We start from the raw sequence: 22,048 nt of genomic DNA on the forward strand, positions 1-22,048 counted from the left end.
TTATTCATCATCGAAGTTATACATACCCGGCGCCAAGTTATTGAAGCGGGTGTACTAACAGATAACCGGCTCTGATGTAATAGGAACTAGCAGGTGCGGGATATAGCACAAATTTTGACCTAATCCGACTGCAATGGCCGGCTGATCTCCCTCGAATGATCTGGCAATGTTGCCAGTTTCATCAACTTCCTGGCCCACCTAGCATTTAGGAAACACCCAACCCAGGAAGCAAGTGATGAAAATATTCTACGCGTCTCATCGCCCAACCCTATTGCTGGATGGCCGTGGATTCACCCGTATATTCAATGCAGGGCCAGGCACCCTTACCACGCACCAGGAAAATCACAGCCGCTTGATCGGCAGTGAAATGTCCAATTCACCCTCTTGCACACTTGACCAAAACGGCCGCACCCAGCTGACCTTCAGTGCATACGGCGCTAGGGTCGACCACGGACAAATACCTGCCTTCAAAGGCGAGCTTGAGGATCTGGTCACCGGCCATTACCTGCTGGGAAATGGCTACCGCGCTTACAACCCTCATCTCATGCGTTTCAACAGTCCAGACAGCGACAGCCCATTCGCAAAAGGAGGGTTGAATACCTACTCATTTGCTCTTTGCGACCCGATCAACCGCCGTGATCCGACGGGGCACGCTTTCGAGTTCATTCGTAAGCTATTCGTCAACAAGACCTATCGCGGACCTATCGTGGCGGAGTTCGACGGAATTGTTGTTTTTACTGGGCAAGAACGACCGGACGGAAAATTACCCACCCTGTATATCAGCGCCCATGGCGCTCCAGGCGTGATAGGTGCTGACGGCACCAATATTTACGATGCAACACGCACTTTCAAGGCACTGACAAGCCGCAATATCCAGCTGCACAACAGGCAAATTCATGTACTTGCATGTGACACAGCTTTCCCCGACCCGCTTACCGGCAGCTCATATATCAGCGACCTAAGCGCCCTTACAAAGTTTCAAGTTTCTGGCTACGCGACCACAGTTGCAGTCGTGGAGCGCCGTCAAGGCAACGAATACATTGTAGAGAAACAAAGGGTGCTGCCGCACCATGGAATGACATCGACAAAGACCCGAGCGGGTAAAGGTAGAAAGCAGCAAGACGCCACTGACGACATTCAGGCTGAGATATCGAAGCGGATCAGGACCGCCTGAACATTGAGTCGCTCTAACGAGGCGAGCCTCTACCGACTCTTCTCATTCGTCGTCGTCGAAGTTGTACATGCCCGGTGCGAGGTTCTCGAAGCGGGTGTACTTGCCGATAAACGCCAGGCGCACAAAGCCAATAGGGCCGTTACGCTGTTTACCGATGATGATTTCCGCCACGCCCTTGTGCTCGGTCTCGGGGTGGTACACCTCGTCGCGGTACACGAACATGATCACGTCGGCGTCCTGCTCGATTGCACCGGATTCACGCAAGTCGGAGTTCACCGGGCGTTTGTTTGGGCGCTGTTCCAGGGAGCGGTTCAGCTGCGACAGGGCGATGACCGGGCAGTTGAATTCCTTGGCCAGGGCCTTGAGCGAGCGGGAAATTTCGGAAATCTCGTTGGTGCGGTTATCACCCGAAGAGCCCGGGATCTGCATCAGCTGCAGGTAGTCGACCATGATCATGCCGATTTCACCGTGCTCACGCGCCAAGCGCCGCGTACGCGCACGCATTTCAGACGGGCTGATGCCGGCGGTATCGTCGATGAACAGCTTGCGGTCGTTAAGCAGGTTGACTGCCGAGGTCAGGCGTGGCCAGTCGTCGTCGTCCAGCTGGCCGGAACGGACCTTGGTCTGATCGATACGGCCAAGGGACGAAAGCATACGCATGATCAGCGATTCACCTGGCATTTCGAGGGAGAACACCAGCACCGCCTTTTCGCTGCGTAGCACGGCGTTCTCAACCAGGTTCATGGCAAAGGTGGTTTTACCCATCGACGGACGGCCGGCGACGATGATCAAGTCGGCAGCCTGCAGGCCGCTGGTTTTTTCGTCCAGGTCGGTGTACCCGGTAGAGATACCGGTGATATCACTGTCGGAGTTGAACAGCGTATCGATACGGTCGATGGCCATGGTCAACAGCTCGTTGACGCCTACCGGGCCACCGGTTTTTGGCCGAGCCTCGGCGATCTGGAAGATTTGCCGCTCGGCATCGTCGAGAATCTCTGCAGCGTTGCGCCCCTGGGGGTTGAACGCGTTGTCGGCGATGTCGGTACTGATACTGATCAACTGGCGCAGCGTAGCCCGTTCGCGAATGATCGCGGCGTAGGCCTTGATGTTGGCCACCGACGGGGTGTTCTTGGCCAGCTCGGCCAGGTACGCCAGGCCGCCTACCTGCGAGGACAGGCCTTCCTTGTCCAACTGCTCGTGCAGGGTCACCACGTCGAATGGCTGGTTGGCATCGACCAACTTGTGCACGGCGCGGAAGATCAGCCGGTGGTCATGCCGGTAGAAGTCACCATCCGACACCTGGTCCAGCACCCGCTCCCAGGCATCGTTGTCCAGCATCAGGCCACCGAGCACGGCCTGTTCGGCCTCGATGGAATGCGGCGGTACCTTCAGGGCTGCGGTTTGCAGGTCTAGCTGTTCGGAGGTGGTGATCTCGTTCATGGCCACGAAAGAATTCTGGAGGATGAAAAAGACAAAGGGCACGGCCTGTAAAAAACAGGACCGTGCCCGATGTTAACCGCCTGACTCGCAAGGAGCCAGCCAGTTAGCGCAGCTTAGGCAGCTACGACGACCACACGTACGGTGGCTTCAACGTCGCTGTGCAGGTGCACGGCTACGTCGTATTCGCCAACCTGACGGATGGTGCCGTTCGGCAGACGAACTTCAGCTTTGGCCACTTCTACGCCGGAGGCGGTCAGGGCGTCAGCGATGTCGTGGGTGCCGATCGAACCGAACAGCTTGCCTTCGTCGCCAGCGGTGGCAGTGATGGTCACTTCCAGCTCGGCCAGTTGGGCAGCACGGCTTTCAGCCGACGATTTCTTGTCAGCAGCTGCTTTTTCCAGCTCGGCGCGACGTTCTTCGAACGCAGCCAGGTTGGCGGCGTTGGCAACGGTGGCCTTGCCGAATGGCAGCAGGAAGTTACGGCCGTAACCAGCCTTAACTTTTACTTTGTCGCCCAGGTTGCCCAGGTTAGCGACTTTTTCCAGCAGGATCAGTTCCATTTGGTAAAACCTCTTAACTTTTAACCTTCACCGTTCGCGGAGTCATTCCCCTTGGGGGACTTGCGACCGCGAAAATCAATCAGGCTGTCGACAATGGCCAAAACCATCAGCAAGGGGTAAATCAGCTGCATGATCAGCGGCAGCGTCACGTACATGCCCACCAGCCAGAAACCAGCCAGTCGGCCCTGTGCCACCAGCCCATGTATCAAAGCGATGCCGGCCAGCACCAGAACCAGGCTTGAGGCCGATGCCAGGATGATGAACTGCGGCCCGATGAACGGGGCCACCACCATCACTGCCACCAAGACCGCCATGGTCTGTTTCGGCAACTTCAGCGCGCGAAACTCGCGACCGAAGCCTCCAGGGTTGTACAACGCTGCCTGCCAGTAGCGCGCCAGCACCAAGGCCAGCACACTGAACAACTGCACCGTCACTGCTGTGGAAGCGACCAGCACAGGGCGGATCAGCTCACCGGAGAGCACCGGCTGCCCCTCGATTTTCGGCATGGCTTCGGCAAACGCCTTGGCCAGCACATCGAAGGTTTGCGCCAGCGCCAGATCGAGCACGAGGCTGAAAGCCACGGCGAACACGGCACTGACCAGCAACACACGGCTCCAGGGATGCTCGGCACGCAACAGGGCGGCCAAGGCCACAGCACCCGCAATCACCAAAAAGGTGATGGGATCGCCCATGACCCATACGGCCAGCCCGGCCAGCAGGCCGCCGGCGATGACCGTTGTAGCATCCTTGAACCCACGCCGCAGCAGCACAAGGCTGCAGGCAGCGGCACTCAACCAGAACAGCAGCGGCAGTACCGCGCTGATGACCACCACCAGGGTGGCCTGCACACGACCGCGCATGATGAAACTTGCTAACGCTCGCATGCTAATCCCTTACTGCTTGTCGACGACCCGGTCTCAGCGGCCGTGGCTGTCGGTGTAGGGCAGCAGGGCCAGGAAGCGGGCGCGCTTGATAGCGGTAGCCAGCTGACGCTGATAACGAGCTTTGGTACCGGTGATACGGCTTGGAACGATCTTGCCGGTTTCGGATACGTAAGCTTTCAGGGTGTTGAGATCTTTGAAGTCGATCTCTTTCACGTCTTCAGCAGTGAAGCGGCAGAATTTACGACGACGGAAGAAACGTGCCATTTAATAGGCTCCTCTAAAGGTCCGTGGATTACTCGTCAGCGTTATCGCTGGAGTCGCTGTCATTGCTGTCGTCGCCTTCGGCGGAGTCAGCATGCTCAGGACGCTCACGACGCTCACGGCGCTCGCTGCGGTTTTCTTCAGCCTTCAGCATCTCGGACTGGCCGGTAACGGCTTCGTCGCGACGGATGACCAGGTTACGGATAACGGCATCGTTGTAGCGGAAGTTGTCTTCCAGCTCGGCCAGGGCCTTGCCGGTGCACTCAACGTTCAGCATCACGTAGTGAGCCTTGTGAACATTGTTGATTGCGTAGGCCAGTTGACGACGGCCCCAGTCTTCCAGGCGGTGGATCTTGCCACCGTCTTCTTCGATCAGCTTGGTGTAACGCTCAACCATGCCGCCGACTTGCTCGCTCTGGTCCGGGTGAACCAGGAAGATGATTTCGTAATGACGCATGAATGCTCCTTACGGGTTAGTAGTCTGCCAGCGAATCTGGTCAGACAAGGAGTGAATGACACTGTATGTCTTGCACGGAGGGGAGGCACATAAGCGCCTGCCAGCTCGGCAAGGGGCGCAATTGTAGAGAAGGCGGGGCGCACAAGCAAGGCAATTGGTGAATATTTGAACAGCCTGAAACATATTCAGAATGCGCCCGCCCCCACAAGCAATCCGCATTGCCAAAGGCAACAGTGAACCAGTGGGAGCGGGCGCGCTCGCGAAGACGGTGGAACTGGCTGAAGATCAGCGCTTGGCTTGACGCTGACGCACCGCTTCGAACAGGCAAACCCCGGTCGCAACCGACACGTTCAGGCTGCTGACGCTGCCAGCCATCGGCAATTTCACCAGAAAATCGCAATGCTCGCGGGTGAGACGGCGCATGCCCTTGCCTTCTGCGCCCATGATCATCACCAGGGGGCCGGTCAGGTCCTGCTGGTAGATCTCCTGCTCGGCCTCGCCAGCGGTACCCACTACCCACAAGCCACGCTGCTGCAGCTTTTCCAGGGTACGCGCCAGGTTGGTCACGGCCACCAGCGGGATCACTTCCGCCGCACCGCATGCCACCTTGCGCACAACCGGCGTCAGCGTTGCAGACTTGTCCTTGGGCACGATCACTGCCGTGGCACCCGCCGCATCGGCCGTGCGCAGGCAAGCGCCAAGGTTGTGCGGATCGGTGACACCGTCCAGCACCAGGATCAGCGGCGGCGTTTCAGTGCGCTCGAGCAACTCCTCGAGCATCAACTCGCCCCATACCTGGCTCGGGCTCACCTCGGCGACCACGCCCTGATGCACGCCCTCTACCCAGGCATCCAACTCACGGCGCTCGGCCTGGCCGACCGGCACGCGGTTCTCCGCGGCCAGCGCCAGCAAGGTTTCGAGGCGTGGCTCGCTGCGCCCTTCCGACAGCCAGATCTGCTTGACCCGCTTTGGATGGTGCTGCAGCAATGCCTGCACGGCGTGCACGCCGTAGATCTTTTCCAGCTGACTCATGACTTGCTCTTGCTCTTGCGTGGCGCGCCGGACTTCGGCGGGCCTTTACGGTGCTTGGTCGGTTTGCCGGACGGTTTGCCACCTTTTTCCGCCTTGCTGCCAGCGCTGCTGCGCGCGTCGGTCATCAGGGCTTTTTTCATCTCGCGGCTTTTACGCACTTCAGCATTGCGCTGCACAGCATCCTTGGGGAAATACGCTTCGGACGCTTCGCTTTTGCGGCTGCGCGGCTTGGGCGTGGCTTTCGCTTCGGCAACCGGCGGCTGCTCGGCCTTTTCGGTAGCCTGTGCGGCGCCGCGCTGCTTGCGGCCGATCGGTGCGGCGAGGGTCTTGTCCGACACTTCGAAGTCGATCTTGCGCTCGTCCAGATCGACGCGCATGACCTTGACTTCGATGGTGTCGCCCAGGCGGAAGCTGCGCCCTGTGCGCTCGCCGGACAGGCGGTGATGCACCGGGTCGAAGTGGTAATAGTCGCCCGGCAGCGCACTGACGTGCACCAGGCCTTCCACATAGATATCGGTCAGCTCGACGAACAGGCCGAAGCCGGTCACCGCAGTGATCACACCCGGGAACGTCTCGCCCACACGGTCCTTCATGAACTCGCACTTGAGCCAGTTGACCACGTCACGGGTGGCCTCGTCGGCCCGGCGCTCGGTCATCGAGCACTGTTCGCCGAGTTGCTCCAGGGTGTTTTCGTCGTACGGGTAGATACGCGCCTTGGGGATACTCATGGCACCGGCACGCTTGACGTGCGGGGTATCTACCTTGGAACGGATGATGCTGCGGATGGCGCGGTGCACCAGCAGGTCCGGGTAACGGCGGATCGGCGAGGTAAAGTGGGTGTACGCCTCGTAGTTCAAGCCAAAGTGGCCGTTGTTCTCGGTGCTGTACACCGCCTGGCTCAGCGAGCGCAGCATGACGGTCTGAATCAGGTGGAAGTCCGGGCGCCCGGCGATGCTCGCCAGCAGAGCCTGGTAGTCCTTCGGCGACGGGTCCTTGCCCTTGTGCAGGCTCAGGCCCAGCTCACCCAGGAAGGCGCGCAGCTTTTCCAGGCGCTCCGGCGGCGGGCCGTCGTGCACGCGGTACAGGGCTGGCACGCCATGCTTCTGCAGGAACTCGGCGGTGGCCACGTTGGCCGCCAGCATGCATTCCTCGATCAGCTTGTGGGCATCATTGCGTACGGTCGGGCGAATTTCCGCGATCTTGCGCTGGTCACCGAAGATGATGCGGGTTTCCTGGGTTTCGAAGTCGATGGCACCACGCGTATGACGCGCATCCACCAGCACCTTGTACAGGTTGTACAGGTTCTTCAGGTCCGGCACGACTTCCTTGTACTCTTCGCGCAGCGCTTTGCCCTCACGGGTACGGGCGTGCTCGAGCATGCTGCTGACCTTGTTGTAGGTCAGGCGGGCGTGAGAGTGGATCACGCCTTCGTAGAACTGATAGTCGACCATCTGGCCGGCTTTGTTCATGGTCATTTCACAAACCATGGCCAACCGGTCGACATGCGGGTTCAGCGAGCACAGGCCGTTGGACAGCTCTTCGGGGAGCATCGGCACCACACGCTCGGGGAAGTACACCGAGTTGCCGCGCTGCTGGGCTTCGACATCCAGGGCCGAGCCCAGGCGCACGTAGCTGGAAACGTCGGCAATGGCCACGTACAGACGCCAGCCACCGGAGAACAGGCGCAGCTTGCCCAGGGGCTCGCAATAAACGGCATCGTCGAAGTCGCGGGCGTCTTCACCATCAATGGTGACGAACGGCAGATGGCGCAGGTCGACGCGCTTCTCTTTATCCTTCTCCTCGACTTCGGAGCGGAACTTGCGTGCTTCCTTGACCACATCAGCAGGCCAGACGTGCGGGATGTCGTAGCTGCGCAGGGCTACGTCGATTTCCATGCCTGGGGCCATGTAGTTACCGATGACCTCGACCACATCGCCTTGCGGCTGGAAGCGCGGGGTTGGCCAGTGGGTGATCTTGATTTCGACGAACTGACCGATCTTGGCACCGCCGTTACGCCCGGCGGTCACCAGCACTTCCTGCTGGATCTTCGGGTTGTCCGGCGTCACGTAGCCAATGCCGCCTTCTTCGAAATAGCGACCGACCACGCTCTCATGGGCGCGGGAAATGACCTCGACGATCACCCCTTCACGGCGCCCACGGCGGTCTGTGCCGGAAACCCGCGCCAACGCGCGGTCGCCATCGAAGGCCAGACGCATCTGCGACGGGCCAAGGAACAGGTCATCACTGCCATCATCGGGGATGAGGAAACCAAAACCGTCGCGGTGGCCGGAGATACGGCCGCAGATCAGGTCCAGCTTGTCCACCGGGGCATAAGTGCCGCGCCGGGTATAGATAAGCTGGCCATCGCGCTCCATGGCACGCAGGCGGCGGCGCAGGGCTTCGATCTGGTCTTCCTCATACAGACCAAACTCTTTCGCCAGCTCCTCGCGGGCAGCGGGTTCGCCACGGTCGGCGAGGCGCTGCAGGATCAGCTCACGGCTGGGAATGGGGTTGTCGTATTTTTCCGCTTCGCGAGCGGCCTCGGGATCGAGGGATTGCCAATCGGCCATCAGAAGGGGTTCACCTTGGGGTATATAGATAGGAATTCTGGCATAGGCGTATTGAAACCGGAAATGTCTGCCTTGGACAGCCCCCGCTGCAGTGCATAGACAGCCGTAATAGGCCTGTGGAATCAACAAGTTGAATTTTTTGAATTTTTTTTTGATTGGGGGCTTTACAGCCTTGGGGAGCGTCCGTATAGTGCGCACCACAACGACGGACAACCCCGAAGTTGTAGTAGAGATGAACGGCGCTGTAAAGCATCTTGTAATCTCGAATGTGTGCCCAGGTGGCGGAATTGGTAGACGCGCTGGTTTCAGGTATCAGTGACCGCAAGGTCGTGGAAGTTCGAGTCTTCTCCTGGGCACCAAATATTTTCAAGTAACAGATGACCAAGGATCTGTTACTACTGTGTGAAAGCGAACGATAGTCGCCTTCTGCAGATGATGTAAAGCTTTGCCCAGGTGGCGGAATTGGTAGACGCGCTGGTTTCAGGTATCAGTGACCGCAAGGTCGTGGAAGTTCGAGTCTTCTCCTGGGCACCATACAAAAACCCACTAGCTTGCTAGTGGGTTTTTTCTTGCCTGCGTTTTGTGCATCCCTCCCCTTTCGGCCATTGGTGCAAACCCATTTCGACGGTTACACCATCGTCTGACCATGAATTTCTCGTCACCCGGCCACTTGAGAAACGATTTCGTTTACCATTGTTTCCAAATATGTAGCCGTAAGCGAGGAAGTACCCGCATGACGATCCGCCCGCAACCGCTGATGCGCACCTTGGCCGCCGCCGTGCTGAGCCTGGTCATCGGCGCTCCGGCCGCCATGGCAGACGCACCGGTCAGCCTGACCATGTACAACGGTCAGCACAAGGAAATCGGCGAAGCCATCGCCAAGGCCTACGAGGCCAAGACCGGTATTCATATCGACATCCGCAAGGGCAGCAGCAACCAGCTGGCCAGCCAGATCATCGAGGAAGGCGACCGTTCGCCGGCCGACATCATCTACACCGAAGAGTCCCCACCCCTGAACAACCTGGGCGAACTGGGCCTGCTGGCGAAGATCGACGACGCCACCGCGAACATGATGCCCAAGGAGTACGTTGGCGCCAACGGCACCTGGATGGGTATCACGGCCCGTACGCGCATCGTGGTGTACAACCCGAAGAAGGTCGACGAAAAAGACCTGCCAACCACGGTGATGGACTTCGCCAACCCTGAGTGGGAAGGCCGCGTCGGCTACGTGCCCACCAGTGGTGCGTTCCAGGAGCAGGCCGTGGCCATTCTGAAGATGCATGGCCGCGAAGCCACCGAAGAATGGCTGACCGGCCTGAAAGCTTTCGGCAAGACCTACACCAACAACATGGTCGCCCTCAAAGCCGTGGAAAAAGGCGAAGTGGCGGCGGTCCTGGTGAACAATTACTACTGGTACGCGCTTGAACGCGAGCGCGGCAAGCTGGACACCAAGCTCTACTACCTGGCCGACGGCGATGCCGGCAACCTGGTCACCATCTCTGGCGCGGCCGTGGTCAAGGCCAGCAAGCACCCGAAAGAAGCCCAGGCTCTGCTCAACTGGATGGCCAGCGAAGAGGGCCAACGCGTGATTACCCAGACTACCGCCGAGTACCCGCTGCACAAGGGCATGGTTTCGGACCGTGGCCTGAAGCCGTTCAACGAGCTGCGCCCGCCGAACATCTCGCCAGCCGACCTGGGTAATGCCGAAGAAGCCATCGAGCTCGAGCGCGAGGTCGGTCTGCTCTGATGACTGCCGCTCTGTCCGAACCGGCGCCGGTACGCTTCGTTCCGCGCCGCAAGCGCCCGTCCATCTGGGTGGTGCTGCCTGTGCTGTTCCTGGTGGCGATGAGCTTGCTGCCACTGGCTTACGTCGCCATCAAAGCCTGGGAAGCAGGCTGGCGCGAAGCCTTGCACCTGCTGTGGCGGCCCTTTGTCTGGGGGCTGATGCGCAACACCCTGATGCTGATGGTCGGGGTGACACTGACCTGCATGGTGGTCGGCCTGGCGCTGGCCTGGTTGCTGGAGCGCAGCAACCTGGCCGGCCGTCGGCTGTGGGGCGTGGTGTTGTGCCTGCCGTTCGCCGTGCCATCGTTCGTCAGCAGCTTCACTTGGGTGTCGCTGAGCTCGGACTTCGAAGGCCTTGGTGGGGCGATCATGGTCATGGCCCTGTCCAAGTATCCGCTGGTGTTCCTGCCCGTTGCCGCGACCCTGCGCAACCTCGACACCTCGCTTGAGGAATCGGCGCGCACCCTGGGCTGCAGCCGCTGGGGCGTGTTCAGCAAGGTCACCCTGCCACTGCTTTGGCCGTCGATGCTCGGCGGTGCGCTACTGATTGCCCTGCATATGCTGGTGGAGTTTGGCGCGCTGTCGATCCTAGGCCTGCAGACGTTCACCACGGCCATCTACCAGCAGTTCGAACTGGAGTTCAGCAATGCCAACGCGGCCATGCTGTCTGCTGTGCTGCTGGCGATGTGCCTGGTGATGCTGTGGTTGGAACTGCGCGTACGCGGCAAAGCCCGCCATGTGCGCATCGGCCAAGGCGTAGCGCGGCGCGCGCAACCCTTGCGGCTGCGGGGTTGGGCGGTGCTGGCGCAGCTGTTCTGCATTGGCTTGGCAGTGCTGGGCAGCGGTATTCCGCTGGCCATGCTCGGCTACTGGCTTAGCGTCGGTTCATCGGCAGCGTTCCCGGTGGCAGCCATTTCCAAGGCGCTGTTCACTTCGCTGTCGGTGTCACTTGGCGGTGCAGGTTTCTGTGTGTTGCTGGCCCTGCCGATCAGCTTCCTGGTGGTACGTTACAAAGGTCGCCTGGCGATCTGGGCCGAGCGCCTGCCGTACCTGTTGCACGCCCTCCCCGGCCTAGTGATTGCCCTGACCTTGGTGTTCTTCGCCCTGCACTACGTGCCGGCGCTGTACCAGACCACGGCATTGCTGCTGCTGGCTTATGCGCTGCTCTTCTTGCCATTGGCCCAGTCGCCAGTGCGCACCGCGCTGAACAAGGCCTCGCCGACGCTGGAGGAAGCCGCGCGCACGCTGGGTGCCAACAGCTTCGCGGCGTTCTGCCGGGTGACCTTGCCAATCATCTTCCCAGCCATGGCGGCAGCGTTTGCGCTGGTGTTCCTGGATGCCATGAAAGAGCTGACCGCTACCCTGCTACTGAGCCCGACCGGGATGACCACCCTGGCGACCGAGGTATGGGCACACACCGCCAACGTCGAATTCGCCGCAGCGGCGCCTTATGCGGCATTGCTGATTGTGGTGTCGGGGCTGCCGGTTTATCTGCTGACCACGCGGATGTACCTGAACAAGGCATGAGTCGTGTAGCCCTCATCACCTGCAAGGCAGCGATGAGGGCACCCCAGCCATCACGCGATATTGCGCAGCATGCGCCGCACGATTGGCCCGTGAGCCATGCCGACAGGCAGCATGTAGTAGCGACCGAAACGATTGAAGCACTGCACCGAGGTGGTGACGCTAAGGCGCTGCCGGCCTTGCTCTGCTTCATCCAGGTCCATGCTCACCATGACCGCCAAGTGCGTGTCACGTGAAGTCAGGACCAGTTGCTGGTCGCTGATCGCCTCAACGGTGAAGAAATCCAGAAGCCCACCCACTACCGGAGCCCGCTCGGGGTTAAGTGACGAGAAGCCGTGGATAGCAGCGACGTTGAACCGGCGCGAGATGAAGTCGCGCAGGCGGAAGGCTGCAGCCAACCAGCCCGGCACGTCCGAGGTCATGGCGTAATAGGCCTTGATGGCAGTCATTGGCGCAGTGACGTTTATGCCATCGCTATGAAGAAAATCCAGCTCCGCCGGAGCGGCGACCAGTTGGGCGGACATGAACAACTCCTTTTGTCACGTGTCGCCGCCATCATAGCAATGCCGCCCACGGAGTAACGGCCCTGTGTGCCGCTCCCACAACGCTCACCTTATGCCCTGAATTGTCCCAGGCTTGCCCGCAACTGCGCCGCCAAGTCATCCAGCACCTTGCTGCTGGCCGTGGTCTGCATCACCACCTCAGCCGAGCGCTCAGCCTGGGCATGGATGGTTTCCACCCGGCCACGCACCGCCTGCGCGCCATTCGCCTGCTGCTCAGCAGCGCGGGTAGCAAGGCCAATGGCCGCATGCACCTGCTCGACCGCCGCCTGCACCGACTGTTGCCGGCGTTCGTTGTCACGCAGCACCAGCAACCCTTCGCTGGCCTTGAGCCCGGCCTGGCTGATAGTCGCCACTGCTTCCTTGGCGCCCTTCTGCAACGCGGCAATATGCGCCTGGATATCCCCGGTGGAGCTTTGCGTCTTGCTCGCCAGCGCCCGCACTTCGTCGGCTACCACGGCAAAACCGCGCCCGGTTTCACCAGCTCGGGCCGCCTCGATGGCAGCATTCAAGGCCAACAGATTGGTCTGCTCGGCGATGCCATGGATCACTGTCAGCACCACTTCGATCTGCTCACTCTGCTTGGCCAGCCGCTCGATCACCTGGGAGCCGGTATTCACTTGCCCGGCCAGGTTCTCGATCAAGCCGGCGAGCTGGGTCGAGGTGCGACTGTTCTCGTCAGTGGCCTGGCGGATATCCACCACCTGCTGCAAGGCCGCCTGCATCGCATGGCTTTCGGCCTGAGCCTCATCGGCCATGCTCGACAGGTCACGCAGGCTGGCCGCCACTTCATCGCGCTGCAGCGCAGCAGCGGCATCGGCACCCGCATTGCGCTGGGCCATTGCACCAATTTCCACGCCGGTGCGCTGCGCCACTTCACCCGCCTCGCGCACGATCGGTTGCAGCTTGTCGACAAAGCGGTTCACCGCCGAGGCCATGTCGCCAATTTCATCGCGGCTGTCGAGCGGCACGCGCTTGGTCAGGTCACCTTCACCGGCCGCCAGATCGTCCAAGGCGCCAATTAACAAACGCAGCTTGCTCAACACTCGACGACCCAGCACTAAAGCCACCACCAACAGTACGCCCAGGCCAACCAGCACCAGGCCCAGACCGATGCGCCAGCGCAGCTCGGCGGCGGCTTCGCGCACGGTCTGCGCGGTATTGGCCTGCATTGCGGCCGCGCTGCCTTGGGCTTTCTCCAGGCGTTCGCGCAGGGTCTTGCCACTGTCGGCAGCAGCGCCGACCAGGCTGTCACCAACCAGCTGTTCACCACTGGCGATCAGTGCCGCAAAGCGTTGATCCAGGGCTTTGAGCTCCTGATCGATACCGGCCGTGGAAACCCCCATCACCACCTTGCCGATTTCTGCGCCATTGGGGTTGATCGAGGCTTCGACAAAGTACACCGCCGGGTCGCGCCGGGCGGCATCGATCACCTTGTCCAGCGCACGCTCGCCTTGGCCCTTTTCCATCAGCGCCTGATTGATCGGGTTTTGCCGGTTGAGGTAGCGGGTCAGGTGCTGGCCCTGGGCGTCGTCGTACACCACGAACAGCACGTTAGGGTTGCGCTGGGCGCGCCGGGCGAAGTCGGAGAGTACCGGCACATCGTTGTCCCAGATCGCCCTAGGCGCAACCGAAGCCAGTAGCTCGGCCATGTCGTTGGCGGAGTCCTTGAGGTTCTTTTCCAGGGTGTTGCGCAGTTGCTGCTGTTCGCTTTGCAGGCGTTCCGACAACCCTGCACTCAGGCGCTGACGGGTGCTGCTGGACAGGCCGTCGAGCCCCGTGCGCACATCTTGCCCAGCTTGCTCCAGGTCGCTGGCGAGCTGGCGGCTGTCATTGCCCAGGCGCTCGCCAAGGTCGGCCTCCAGAGCAGTGACTGTGCTTCGGGTAAGCGCAACGGCCACCAGCACCTGCACCAAAAGAGCGATACCAAGGGCAACAAACACAGGCCGCAAGAGGCGGCTTCGTAACAGTGAGAGGATGGCAGACACGGTGTAACCCTCGTGTTTTCTGGCGCCACTATTTTGATGGCATCTACAGAAACTTCTTACAGCAAGGGTTGTGCCGGAGGCAGCAGGGATAAACGCCAAGGTTCAGCAAGGCGGTTACCTGCCCCACAAATGAAAACGCCGCGGCCCCTTTCAGGGCCACGGCGTCAGATCAGCCTGGAGGGCAGATCAGGCGAACGGGTGACGCAGCACGATGGTCTCGTTGCGGTCCGGGCCGGTCGAAATGATGTCGATCGGTGCGCCGACCAGCTCTTCAATGCGCTTGATGTAGTCACGCGCAGCTTGCGGCAGCTCTTCCAGGGTTTTCACGCCCAGGGTCGACTCGCTCCAGCCTGGCATCTCTTCGTACACCGGCTCCAGGCCAATGTAGCTGTCGGCGTCGGAAGGCGCGTCGATGACAGCACCGTTCTCGTTCTTGTAGCCCACGCAGATGTTGATGGTTTCCAGGCCGTCCAGTACGTCCAGCTTGGTCAGGCAGATGCCCGAGATGCTGTTGACGTCGATGGCGCGACGCAGGATCACGGCATCGAACCAGCCGCAACGACGGGCACGGCCAGTGGTGGAACCGAACTCGTGGCCACGCTTGGCCAGGGTAGCGCCGGTCTCGTCGAACAGCTCGGTCGGGAACGGACCGGAACCTACGCGAGTGGTGTAGGCCTTGGTGATACCCAGGATGTAGTCCAGGTACATAGGACCAACGCCGGAACCGGTGGAGATACCGCCAGCAGTGGTGTTGGAGCTGGTGACGTACGGGTAGGTACCGTGGTCGATGTCCAGCAGCGAGCCCTGGGCGCCTTCGAACATGATGTCCTTGCCGGCGCGACGCAGGTTGTGCAGCTCGGCGGTGACATCGAGCATCATCGGCTTGAGCTGTTCGGCGTAGGCCATGCACTCATCCAGGGTTTGCTGGAAGTCGATGGCCGGCTCTTTGTAGTAGTTCACCAGCTGGAAGTTGTGGTAGTCCAGCAGTTCACCCAGCTTGGCAGCGAAACGCTCGCGGTGGAACAGGTCACCCACGCGCAGGCCGCGGCGCGCGACCTTGTCTTCGTAGGCTGGGCCGATGCCACGGCCGGTGGTGCCGATCTTGGCTTCGCCACGGGCTTTTTCACGGGCCTGGTCCAGGGCCACGTGGTACGACAGGATCAGCGGCGCAGCCGGGGAGATGCGCAGGCGCTCGCGCACCGGTACGCCCTTCTCTTCCAGCTTGGTGATTTCACGCATCAGTGCGTCCGGGGCAACGACCACGCCGTTGCCGATCAGGCACTGTACGCCTTCACGCAGGATGCCGGACGGAATCAGGTGCAGAACGGTCTTCTCACCGTTGATCACCAGGGTGTGGCCCGCGTTGTGGCCACCTTGGTAGCGCACTACGGCGGCAGCATGTTCGGTCAGCAGATCGACGATCTTGCCTTTGCCCTCATCACCCCACTGGGTGCCCAGGACGACGACATTCTTACCCATTACATTGGTCCTCATTCACGCAAACTTGGTTGCCGGCCTGTTGCCGACGCAGAAACTCACTGGGCCAGCGGCAGAACCTGCCAGCGCCCGTCTTGCTGAATCAATTGCCGATCACAATCCGCCTCGAGAGCAGCACTCAACGGCTGGCCAGGCAAAGCCTGGACCACACGCTGGCCCTCGTTGCGCAACTGGCAGACTTGCTGCCAGAGGGCCGCGTCGCCACTGTCCGGCATCCAGATGCCGCCCGTAGGCAATACGACCTCCGCTCGCCCCAGTGTGACCAGGGTCTTCAAATCCGTGGAGAAACCGGTGGCCGGGCGTGCCCGGCCAAAGTCGGCGCCGATGTCGTCGTAGCGCCCGCCCTGGGCGATCGATTGACCCTCGCCCGGCACGAACACGGCGAACACCACGCCAGTGTGATAGTTGTAACCGCGCAGTTCGCCGAGGTCGAAGTACAGCGGCAGGTCGGGGTAGCGCGACGCCAGGCGATCAGCGATCGCCAGCAGGTCGTCCAGCGCCGCCAGCACGCTGGCCGGGGCACGGCCCAGGCGCACGCGGGCGTCGGCCAGCACTTCACGGCCACCGCACAGCTCGACCAGTGCGCGCAGCATGTTGCCCAGATCCTTCGGCAGGTCAGCGGTCAGCGCCTGCACTTCATCGACGGCCTTGCGCTGCAGGGCGTCGAACAGCTGCTGCTCGACCGCGCCGGACAAGCCGGCAGCACGGGCCAGGCCGCGGTAGATACCGACGTGGCCCAGGTCCATGTGCACGTCCGGCACATCGGTCAGTTGCAGCGTGGCAAGCATCAGGCTGATGACTTCGACGTCGCTGGTCGGGCTGGCATCGCCATACAGTTCAGCGCCCAACTGGATCGGGCTGCGCGAGGTGGACAGTGCACGCGGCTGAGCGTGCAGCACGCTGCCGGCATAGCACAGGCGGCTCGGGCCTTCACGGCGCAGGGTATGGGCGTCGATACGCGCCACCTGCGGAGTGAAGTCGGCGCGGAAGCCCATCAGGCGGCCGGACTGCGGGTCCACTACCTTGAAGGTGCGCTGATCCAGGTCCTGGCCGGCGCCGGTGAGCAGCGACTCCAGGTACTCGATATGCGGGGTGACGACCAGTTCGTAGCCCCAACTCTGGAACAGGTCCAACACCTGGCGACGCGCGATCTCGATGCGCGCAGCCTCAGGTGGCAGTACTTCCTCGATGCCATCTGGCAGCAGCCAGCGGTCTACCGTTGCCATTACGCCATTTCCCCTCTGGTCCGGGCGGCTTGCCAGCAGGCGAGCCGTCAGTAAAGCCGGTATCGCGCACAGCAGCGGGCAGCACTGATCCCAGCGCAGCCACCGTACCCGACACCCTCGAATTGCCTTGCGACCTGACCAAACCGTCAACTGGCGCGGTGCCAATCAACCTTGCAGACGCAAAAAAGCCGGGAAATTTCCCGGCTGCCTCATCATACACCCCTTTTCATTCAGGATGCACCCCGCCTGGTGTTTTAGCTGCCAGGCGGGGCGCCGCTGCATGAAAATCAGGGCCTGAGCATCACGGCTTGCTCTTGTCCAGGTAACGGAAGAACTCGTTCTTCGGGTCCAGGACCAGCACGTCGCTCTTGCTCGAGAAGCTTTCGCGGTATGCCTGCAGGCTACGGTGGAACGCATAGAAATCAGCGTCCTGGCTGTAGGCCTTGGCATAGATGGCGGCCGCCTGGGCGTCACCATCACCGCGGGTTTCTTCTGCTTCGCGATAGGCCTCGGCCAGCAGCACACGGCGCTGACGGTCGGCATCGGCACGGATACCTTCAGCCAGCTCGTTACCTTTGGCACGGTGCTCGCGGGCTTCACGCTCACGCTCGGTGCTCATGCGATCGAACACGCTGCGGTTGACTTCCTTCGGCAGGTCGATGGCCTTGACGCGCACGTCGACCACCTCGATACCCAGCTCCTTGTTGGCCATGCGGTTCAGCGATGCAGTGATGTCAGCCATCAGTGCGTCACGTTCACCGGAAACCACCTCGTGCAAGGTACGTTTACCGAACTGGTCACGCAGGCCGCTTTCCAGACGACGCGACAGACGCTCGTCGGCGATCTGCTTCATACCGGACGTGGCAGTGTAGAAGCGCTCGGCATCCTTGACGCGCCACTTGGCGTAGGCGTCGACCATCACGGCTTTCTTCTCCAGGGTCAGGAACCGCTGGGTCGGGGCGTCGAGGGTCATGAGGCGGGCGTCGAACTTGCGCACCTGGTTCACGTACGGAATCTTCACGTGCAGGCCAGGCTGAACGTCCGCCTGGACCACCTTACCAAAACGCAGCAGTACCGCACGTTCGGTCTGGGACACGATGTAGAAGCTGTTCCAGGCCACGATGGCCAGGACCACGGCGGCGATCAGGGCGATCAGCGATCTATTGCTCATCAGCGGCTCTCCCTAGTACGCAGCGGCTGCTGTTGCTGTTGCATGTCCTGCGCCGCACGGGCGGCCGCATCGTTGACCGATGGCGACACAGTGCTGCTTGGCGTGGACGGGTTGCGGCTGCCTTCGACCATCTTGTCCAGTGGCAGGTAGAGCAGGTTGTTCTGCCCGTCCTTGGTCGCCACCATGACCTTGCTCGAATTGCTGTAGACCTCTTGCATGGTCTCCAGGTACAGACGCTGACGGGTCACGTCAGGTGCCTTGTGGTACTCGGCAACCAGCTTGGTGAAACGGTCGGCCTCACCCTTGGCGCGGGCGATGACTTCGTCGCGGTAACCGTTGGCGTCCTCGATGATGCGCTGGGCCTGACCACGGGCTTCCGGCACCACGCCATTGGCGTAGGATTCGGCCTGGTTGCGGGCACGCTGCTCGTCTTCGCGGGCACGGATCACGTCATCGAAGGCTTCCTGCACTTCACGCGGGGCTGCCGCGCTCTGTACGTTGACCTGGGTAACGGTGATACCGGTACGGTAGTTGTCGAGGAAGCGCTGCAGACGTTCGCGGATATCCACGGCCATCTGTTCACGGCCTTCGGTCAGCACCTGGTCCATCGAGGTGGAACCCACCACGTGGCGCAAGGCACTGTCGGTCGCGTGCTGCAGGCTCACCTCAGGCTGGTCGACGTTGAGCACGAAGTCCTGAAGGTTGCTGATCTTGTACTGGACGGTCAGCGGCACCTCGACGATGTTCTCGTCTTCGGTCAGCATCTGGCCCTGCTTGGTATAGGCACGCTCGCGCGTGACGTTTTCCATGTACTTGCGATCGATCGGCGGGAAGTAGATGTTCAGGCCGGGACCGACCGTCTCGTAGTACTTGCCGAAGCGCAGCACCACGGCCTGCTCCTGCTCGTCGACCACGTACACGGCGCTGTACAGCCAGATGGCCGCCAGTACCGCCAGGCCAATGCCCAGCAGGCCCAGGCCACCGCCCTTGCCGACATTGCGGTCACCGCCGCCACGTTTTTTGCTACCGCCGAACATGCCGTTGAGGCTGTCCTGCAGTTTGCGGAAGGCCTCGTCCAGATCCGGCGGACCTTTTTTGTCACCACCACCGCCACCGCCACCACGGCGGCCGCCCCAGGGATCCTGATTGTTCGAGTTGCCACCCGGCTCGTTCCAAGCCATAGCGCTCTCCATCTGATAAAGCAAAGACGCGCCCACGGCGCGCCGTCCAATGCTACAGAATGCCTGTCACTGCTGCCCGGCGACCTCGACGAGCATTTATTGCAAAGTGTGTTGCTCGACAAACACTTGCGGCTCCATGCCTTCGCGGCTGACCAGGCGATTCAGTTCGACCATGGGCAGTCGCACGCTCAGCAGGCTGCGCCCTTCTTCATCATGCTCTTCACTCTGCACGGCACCCAGGGCAAAGAATTGCGCGCGCAAGCGGGCAAAACGCTGCTCCAGGCACAGGGTACCGACAAACAGATCATCCCCCAGCAACTCGGCAACCGCCTGGCCAACCAGCTCCAGGCCACGCCCATCGCGTGCCGATACCCAGACCCGTTCCGGCTTGCCATCGGCGTTGCGCTGGATCTGTGGCTCGACATCTTCGAGCAGGTCGAGTTTGTTATACACCTCGAGGATCGGCAAGCCTTCAGCGCCAATCTCGCCCAACACGGCCAGCACCTGCTCGATCTGCTCCATGCGCTCTGGCTCATGGGCGTCGATCACATGCAGCAACAGGTCGGAGTTGCTCGACTCTTCGAGCGTAGCCCGAAATGCCTCGACCAGCTTGTGCGGCAGGTGGCGAATGAAGCCCACGGTGTCGGCCAGCACGATTGGCCCCAGGTCATTGAGCTCGAGCCGGCGCAGGGTCGGGTCGAGGGTGGCGAACAGCTGGTCCGCAGCGTACACCTCGGACTCGGTCAGGGCGTTGAACAGTGTGGACTTGCCGGCGTTGGTGTAACCCACCAGCGACACGGACGGAATATCCGCACGCTTGCGTCCACGCCGCGCCTGCTCGCGCTGGCTGCGCACTTTCTCCAGGCGTGACTTGATCTGACGTATGCGCACCCGCAACAGTCGGCGGTCGGTTTCGAGCTGCGTTTCACCCGGGCCGCGCAGGCCGATACCACCTTTCTGTCGCTCAAGGTGAGTCCAGCCGCGCACCAGCCGCGTGCTCATGTGCTCCAGCTGGGCCAGTTCGACCTGCAGCTTGCCTTCATGGGTACGCGCCCGTTGGGCGAAGATATCGAGGATCAGCCCGGTACGGTCGAGCACACGACACTCGAACACACGTTCAAGGTTGCGCTCCTGACTGGGCGTGAGGGTGTGATTGAAAATCACCAGGTCTACCTGCTCGGCATGGACCAGGTCGTGCAATTCCTCGACCTTGCCACTGCCAATCAGGTATTTGGCGGAAGGCTGATGCCTTGTCACCGTGACCAGCGAGACGATGTCGGCACCGGCCGACAATGCCAACTCCTGAAACTCCTGCGGGTCTTCGCGCGCCTCAGGGTTCTGACCTTCCAAGTGAACGAGCAACGCTCGCTCACCACCACCGTGGCGCTCAAAGAACAATGCAGGCTCCTATCAGGCGTTGCCTGGCTCGCTGTCGCCGTGCTCGCCATCGGTCGGGCTTGGCAGGCGGACCGGACGGGCCGGAACCACGGTCGAAATGGCGTGCTTGTAGACCATCTGGCTGACGGTGTTCTTCAGCAGAACCACGAACTGGTCGAACGATTCGATCGAACCCTGCAGCTTGATACCGTTGACCAGGTAGATGGATACCGGGACCTTTTCTTTTCTCAAGGTGTTCAAGTAAGGGTCTTGTAGCGAATGCCCTTTTGACATATGCCGCACTCCTGTAAGGATAAATAATAGAAAATCAATAAAATCGATAAATTAGGCCGCCCCTTCGCAAGAATAGACGGCAATCAGCAGGGACTCAGCTCAATATGGAGATGGCCCCAAGGTATTTCAAGGTGCGGGACAGATTGTCGCAGGCCAGGCTGTCAAGCCAGTGCACTTCAGGCCAGCCACGCAACCAGGTGAACTGCCGTTTGGCCAGCTGCCGAGTAGCAATGATACCGCGTTCACGCATCTCATTCTCAGTCAGCTTGCCGTCCAGGTAATCCCAGACTTGCCGATAACCCACTGCCCGTATAGACGGCAGCCCGGCGTGCAAGTCACTTCTGGCTCGCAGCGATCGGACCTCCTCAACGAAGCCCTGTTCCAGCATCTGCGAAAATCGTAACGCAATTCGCTGATGCAAAATGTGACGATCTGTAGGAGCAATCGCCAAACTGGCGACAGTATAGGGCAAATGTCCGCCAGCGCCTGCGTCTGCGCCGCGACTTTCCGCGAATTGACGTTGACGATGGGCCGTCATGCTCTCGCCGCTCACCCGGTATACCTCCAGCGCCCGGATCAGCCGCTGCGGGTCGTTGGGGTGGATGCGCGCCGCCGACACCGGGTCGACCTCGGCCAGTTGACGGTGCAACTCGGCCAGCCCCAAGGCTTCGGCCTGGGCTTCCAGCTCGGCGCGCACTGCGGCATCAGCCGCCGGCATGTCGGCCAGGCCATCGATCAACGCCTTGTAATAGAGCATGGTGCCGCCGACCAGCAACGGGATCTTGCCGCGCGCAGTGATCTCGGCCATGGCCTCCAAGGCATCGGCACGGAACTGTGCGGCCGAATAGCTCTCGGCCGGGTCACGAATGTCGATCAGCCGGTGCGGGTGAGCGGCGAGGATTTCTTTCGAGGGTTTGGCCGAGCCGATGTCCATGCCCCGGTAGACCAGTGCCGAATCGACGCTGATCAGTTCACAGGGCAGCACTTTGGTCAGCTCGATGGCCAGGTCGGTCTTGCCGGCCGCCGTCGGGCCCATCAGGAATATTGCAGGGGGCTTGCTGCTCATT

At 61.1% G+C, this 22,048-nt stretch carries 19 protein-coding genes, 2 tRNA genes and 1 pseudogene; 5 read left to right on the top strand and 17 right to left on the bottom strand.

The annotated features are described in order from the left end of the window. The first annotated feature begins 235 nt into the window (after positions 1-235). Complete coding sequence (locus DM807_RS11755) at positions 236-1,174, top strand: RHS repeat-associated core domain-containing protein (protein ID WP_060514284.1); 939 nt, start codon at positions 236-238, stop codon at positions 1,172-1,174. Between the two features lie 42 nt (positions 1,175-1,216). Here the strand turns inward: DM807_RS11755 and dnaB are convergent, their stop codons facing one another. The 7 genes from dnaB to rnr all read right to left on the bottom strand — a co-directional run bounded on the left by dnaB (position 1,217) and on the right by rnr (position 8,378). Next, entirely contained in the window at positions 1,217-2,614 is a 1,398-nt protein-coding gene (gene dnaB / locus DM807_RS11760; RefSeq protein WP_012274444.1) for a replicative DNA helicase, read from the bottom strand. Positions 2,615-2,727: 113 nt separating this feature from the next. Beyond that, on the bottom strand, positions 2,728-3,174 hold the full coding sequence (gene rplI, locus DM807_RS11765) for a 50S ribosomal protein L9 (protein ID WP_012274445.1): 447 nt from the start codon (positions 3,172-3,174) through the stop codon (positions 2,728-2,730). 20 nt (positions 3,175-3,194) lie between these two features. Next, the gene (locus DM807_RS11770; protein ID WP_179027404.1) at positions 3,195-4,058 is read right to left on the bottom strand and encodes a hypothetical protein; all 864 of its coding nucleotides are present in this window, start codon (positions 4,056-4,058) and stop codon (positions 3,195-3,197) included. A 33-nt stretch (positions 4,059-4,091) separates the two neighbouring features. Beyond that, a complete protein-coding gene (gene rpsR / locus DM807_RS11775) occupies positions 4,092-4,322 on the bottom strand; it encodes a 30S ribosomal protein S18 (RefSeq protein WP_003249563.1) in 231 nt (76 codons plus the stop codon). Between the two features lie 28 nt (positions 4,323-4,350). Next, positions 4,351-4,776, bottom strand: a complete 426-nt coding sequence (gene rpsF, locus DM807_RS11780) for a 30S ribosomal protein S6 (protein WP_003249557.1) — start codon at positions 4,774-4,776, stop codon at positions 4,351-4,353. Between the two features lie 285 nt (positions 4,777-5,061). After that, positions 5,062-5,808: a 23S rRNA (guanosine(2251)-2'-O)-methyltransferase RlmB gene (rlmB, locus tag DM807_RS11785; RefSeq protein WP_060494312.1), complete on the bottom strand. Its 747-nt coding sequence runs from the start codon at positions 5,806-5,808 to the stop codon at positions 5,062-5,064. Beyond that, on the bottom strand, positions 5,805-8,378 hold the full coding sequence (gene rnr / locus DM807_RS11790) for a ribonuclease R (RefSeq protein WP_060494313.1): 2,574 nt from the start codon (positions 8,376-8,378) through the stop codon (positions 5,805-5,807). Before rnr ends, rlmB begins: the two co-directional genes overlap by 4 nt. 272 nt (positions 8,379-8,650) lie before the next feature. Here rnr and DM807_RS11795 point away from each other — a divergent pair. The 4 genes from DM807_RS11795 to DM807_RS11810 all read left to right on the top strand — a co-directional run bounded on the left by DM807_RS11795 (position 8,651) and on the right by DM807_RS11810 (position 11,690). Continuing rightward, positions 8,651-8,737 (top strand) — tRNA-Leu (locus tag DM807_RS11795). 88 nt (positions 8,738-8,825) lie between these two features. Further along, positions 8,826-8,912 (top strand) — tRNA-Leu (locus DM807_RS11800). Between the two features lie 199 nt (positions 8,913-9,111). Beyond that, a complete protein-coding gene (locus tag DM807_RS11805; protein WP_012274449.1) occupies positions 9,112-10,125 on the top strand; it encodes an extracellular solute-binding protein in 1,014 nt (337 codons plus the stop codon). Continuing rightward, entirely contained in the window at positions 10,125-11,690 is a 1,566-nt protein-coding gene (locus tag DM807_RS11810) for an ABC transporter permease (protein ID WP_060514286.1), read from the top strand. The genes DM807_RS11805 and DM807_RS11810 overlap by 1 nt, the downstream gene beginning before the upstream one ends. A 50-nt stretch (positions 11,691-11,740) precedes the next feature. Here DM807_RS11810 and DM807_RS11815 read toward each other — a convergent pair whose 3' ends face one another. From DM807_RS11815 to miaA, 10 genes and pseudogenes are all read right to left on the bottom strand, one after another. After that, a complete protein-coding gene (locus DM807_RS11815) occupies positions 11,741-12,211 on the bottom strand; it encodes a DUF2867 domain-containing protein (protein WP_012274451.1) in 471 nt (156 codons plus the stop codon). A gap of 89 nt (positions 12,212-12,300) precedes the next feature. Continuing rightward, the gene (locus tag DM807_RS28105) at positions 12,301-13,185 is read right to left on the bottom strand and encodes a methyl-accepting chemotaxis protein (protein ID WP_370739372.1); all 885 of its coding nucleotides are present in this window, start codon (positions 13,183-13,185) and stop codon (positions 12,301-12,303) included. Between the two features lie 21 nt (positions 13,186-13,206). After that, positions 13,207-13,899, bottom strand: a pseudogene (locus DM807_RS28110) (methyl-accepting chemotaxis protein); the annotation flags it as partial. A gap of 522 nt (positions 13,900-14,421) precedes the next feature. Continuing rightward, the gene (locus DM807_RS11825; RefSeq protein WP_003249542.1) at positions 14,422-15,714 is read right to left on the bottom strand and encodes an adenylosuccinate synthase; all 1,293 of its coding nucleotides are present in this window, start codon (positions 15,712-15,714) and stop codon (positions 14,422-14,424) included. 56 nt (positions 15,715-15,770) lie between these two features. Continuing rightward, positions 15,771-16,958, bottom strand: a complete 1,188-nt coding sequence (locus DM807_RS11830) for an ATP phosphoribosyltransferase regulatory subunit (RefSeq protein ID WP_060494316.1) — start codon at positions 16,956-16,958, stop codon at positions 15,771-15,773. Between the two features lie 301 nt (positions 16,959-17,259). After that, positions 17,260-18,129 carry a protease modulator HflC gene (hflC, locus tag DM807_RS11835; protein ID WP_012274454.1) on the bottom strand — a complete coding sequence of 290 codons (870 nt, stop codon included), beginning with the start codon at positions 18,127-18,129 and terminating at the stop codon, positions 17,260-17,262. Continuing rightward, positions 18,129-19,310 (bottom strand): FtsH protease activity modulator HflK, encoded by a 1,182-nt coding sequence (gene hflK, locus DM807_RS11840; protein WP_012274455.1) that lies wholly within the window; start codon positions 19,308-19,310, stop codon positions 18,129-18,131. The genes hflC and hflK overlap by 1 nt, the downstream gene beginning before the upstream one ends. A 96-nt stretch (positions 19,311-19,406) precedes the next feature. Continuing rightward, on the bottom strand, positions 19,407-20,708 hold the full coding sequence (hflX, locus tag DM807_RS11845; RefSeq protein WP_012274456.1) for a ribosome rescue GTPase HflX: 1,302 nt from the start codon (positions 20,706-20,708) through the stop codon (positions 19,407-19,409). A gap of 12 nt (positions 20,709-20,720) precedes the next feature. Next, entirely contained in the window at positions 20,721-20,981 is a 261-nt protein-coding gene (gene hfq, locus DM807_RS11850) for an RNA chaperone Hfq (protein ID WP_012274457.1), read from the bottom strand. Between the two features lie 94 nt (positions 20,982-21,075). Continuing rightward, positions 21,076-22,047 (bottom strand): tRNA (adenosine(37)-N6)-dimethylallyltransferase MiaA, encoded by a 972-nt coding sequence (gene miaA / locus DM807_RS11855; protein WP_012274458.1) that lies wholly within the window; start codon positions 22,045-22,047, stop codon positions 21,076-21,078. Position 22,048: the final 1 nt, after the last annotated feature.

Origin of the sequence: Pseudomonas hunanensis, from assembly GCF_013393325.1 — a bacterium.
Taxonomy (GTDB): domain Bacteria; phylum Pseudomonadota; class Gammaproteobacteria; order Pseudomonadales; family Pseudomonadaceae; genus Aquipseudomonas; species Aquipseudomonas putida_P.

Bases quoted from the DNA above. Each gene is read 5' to 3' on its own strand.
- DM807_RS11755 (WP_060514284.1), top strand. From the start codon at position 236: ATGAAAATATTCTACGCGTCTCATCGCCCAACCCTATTGCTGGATGGC.
- dnaB (WP_012274444.1), bottom strand. From the start codon at position 2,614: ATGAACGAGATCACCACCTCCGAACAGCTAGACCTGCAAACCGCAGCC.
- rplI (WP_012274445.1), bottom strand. From the start codon at position 3,174: ATGGAACTGATCCTGCTGGAAAAAGTCGCTAACCTGGGCAACCTGGGC.
- DM807_RS11770 (WP_179027404.1), bottom strand. From the start codon at position 4,058: ATGCGAGCGTTAGCAAGTTTCATCATGCGCGGTCGTGTGCAGGCCACC.
- rpsR (WP_003249563.1), bottom strand. From the start codon at position 4,322: ATGGCACGTTTCTTCCGTCGTCGTAAATTCTGCCGCTTCACTGCTGAA.
- rpsF (WP_003249557.1), bottom strand. From the start codon at position 4,776: ATGCGTCATTACGAAATCATCTTCCTGGTTCACCCGGACCAGAGCGAG.
- rlmB (WP_060494312.1), bottom strand. From the start codon at position 5,808: ATGAGTCAGCTGGAAAAGATCTACGGCGTGCACGCCGTGCAGGCATTG.
- rnr (WP_060494313.1), bottom strand. From the start codon at position 8,378: ATGGCCGATTGGCAATCCCTCGATCCCGAGGCCGCTCGCGAAGCGGAA.
- DM807_RS11805 (WP_012274449.1), top strand. From the start codon at position 9,112: ATGACGATCCGCCCGCAACCGCTGATGCGCACCTTGGCCGCCGCCGTG.
- DM807_RS11810 (WP_060514286.1), top strand. From the start codon at position 10,125: ATGACTGCCGCTCTGTCCGAACCGGCGCCGGTACGCTTCGTTCCGCGC.
- DM807_RS11815 (WP_012274451.1), bottom strand. From the start codon at position 12,211: ATGTCCGCCCAACTGGTCGCCGCTCCGGCGGAGCTGGATTTTCTTCAT.
- DM807_RS28105 (WP_370739372.1), bottom strand. From the start codon at position 13,185: ATGGCCTCGGCGGTGAACCGCTTTGTCGACAAGCTGCAACCGATCGTG.
- DM807_RS11825 (WP_003249542.1), bottom strand. From the start codon at position 15,714: ATGGGTAAGAATGTCGTCGTCCTGGGCACCCAGTGGGGTGATGAGGGC.
- DM807_RS11830 (WP_060494316.1), bottom strand. From the start codon at position 16,958: ATGGCAACGGTAGACCGCTGGCTGCTGCCAGATGGCATCGAGGAAGTA.
- hflC (WP_012274454.1), bottom strand. From the start codon at position 18,129: ATGAGCAATAGATCGCTGATCGCCCTGATCGCCGCCGTGGTCCTGGCC.
- hflK (WP_012274455.1), bottom strand. From the start codon at position 19,310: ATGGCTTGGAACGAGCCGGGTGGCAACTCGAACAATCAGGATCCCTGG.
- hfq (WP_012274457.1), bottom strand. From the start codon at position 20,981: ATGTCAAAAGGGCATTCGCTACAAGACCCTTACTTGAACACCTTGAGA.
- miaA (WP_012274458.1), bottom strand. From the start codon at position 22,047: ATGAGCAGCAAGCCCCCTGCAATATTCCTGATGGGCCCGACGGCGGCC.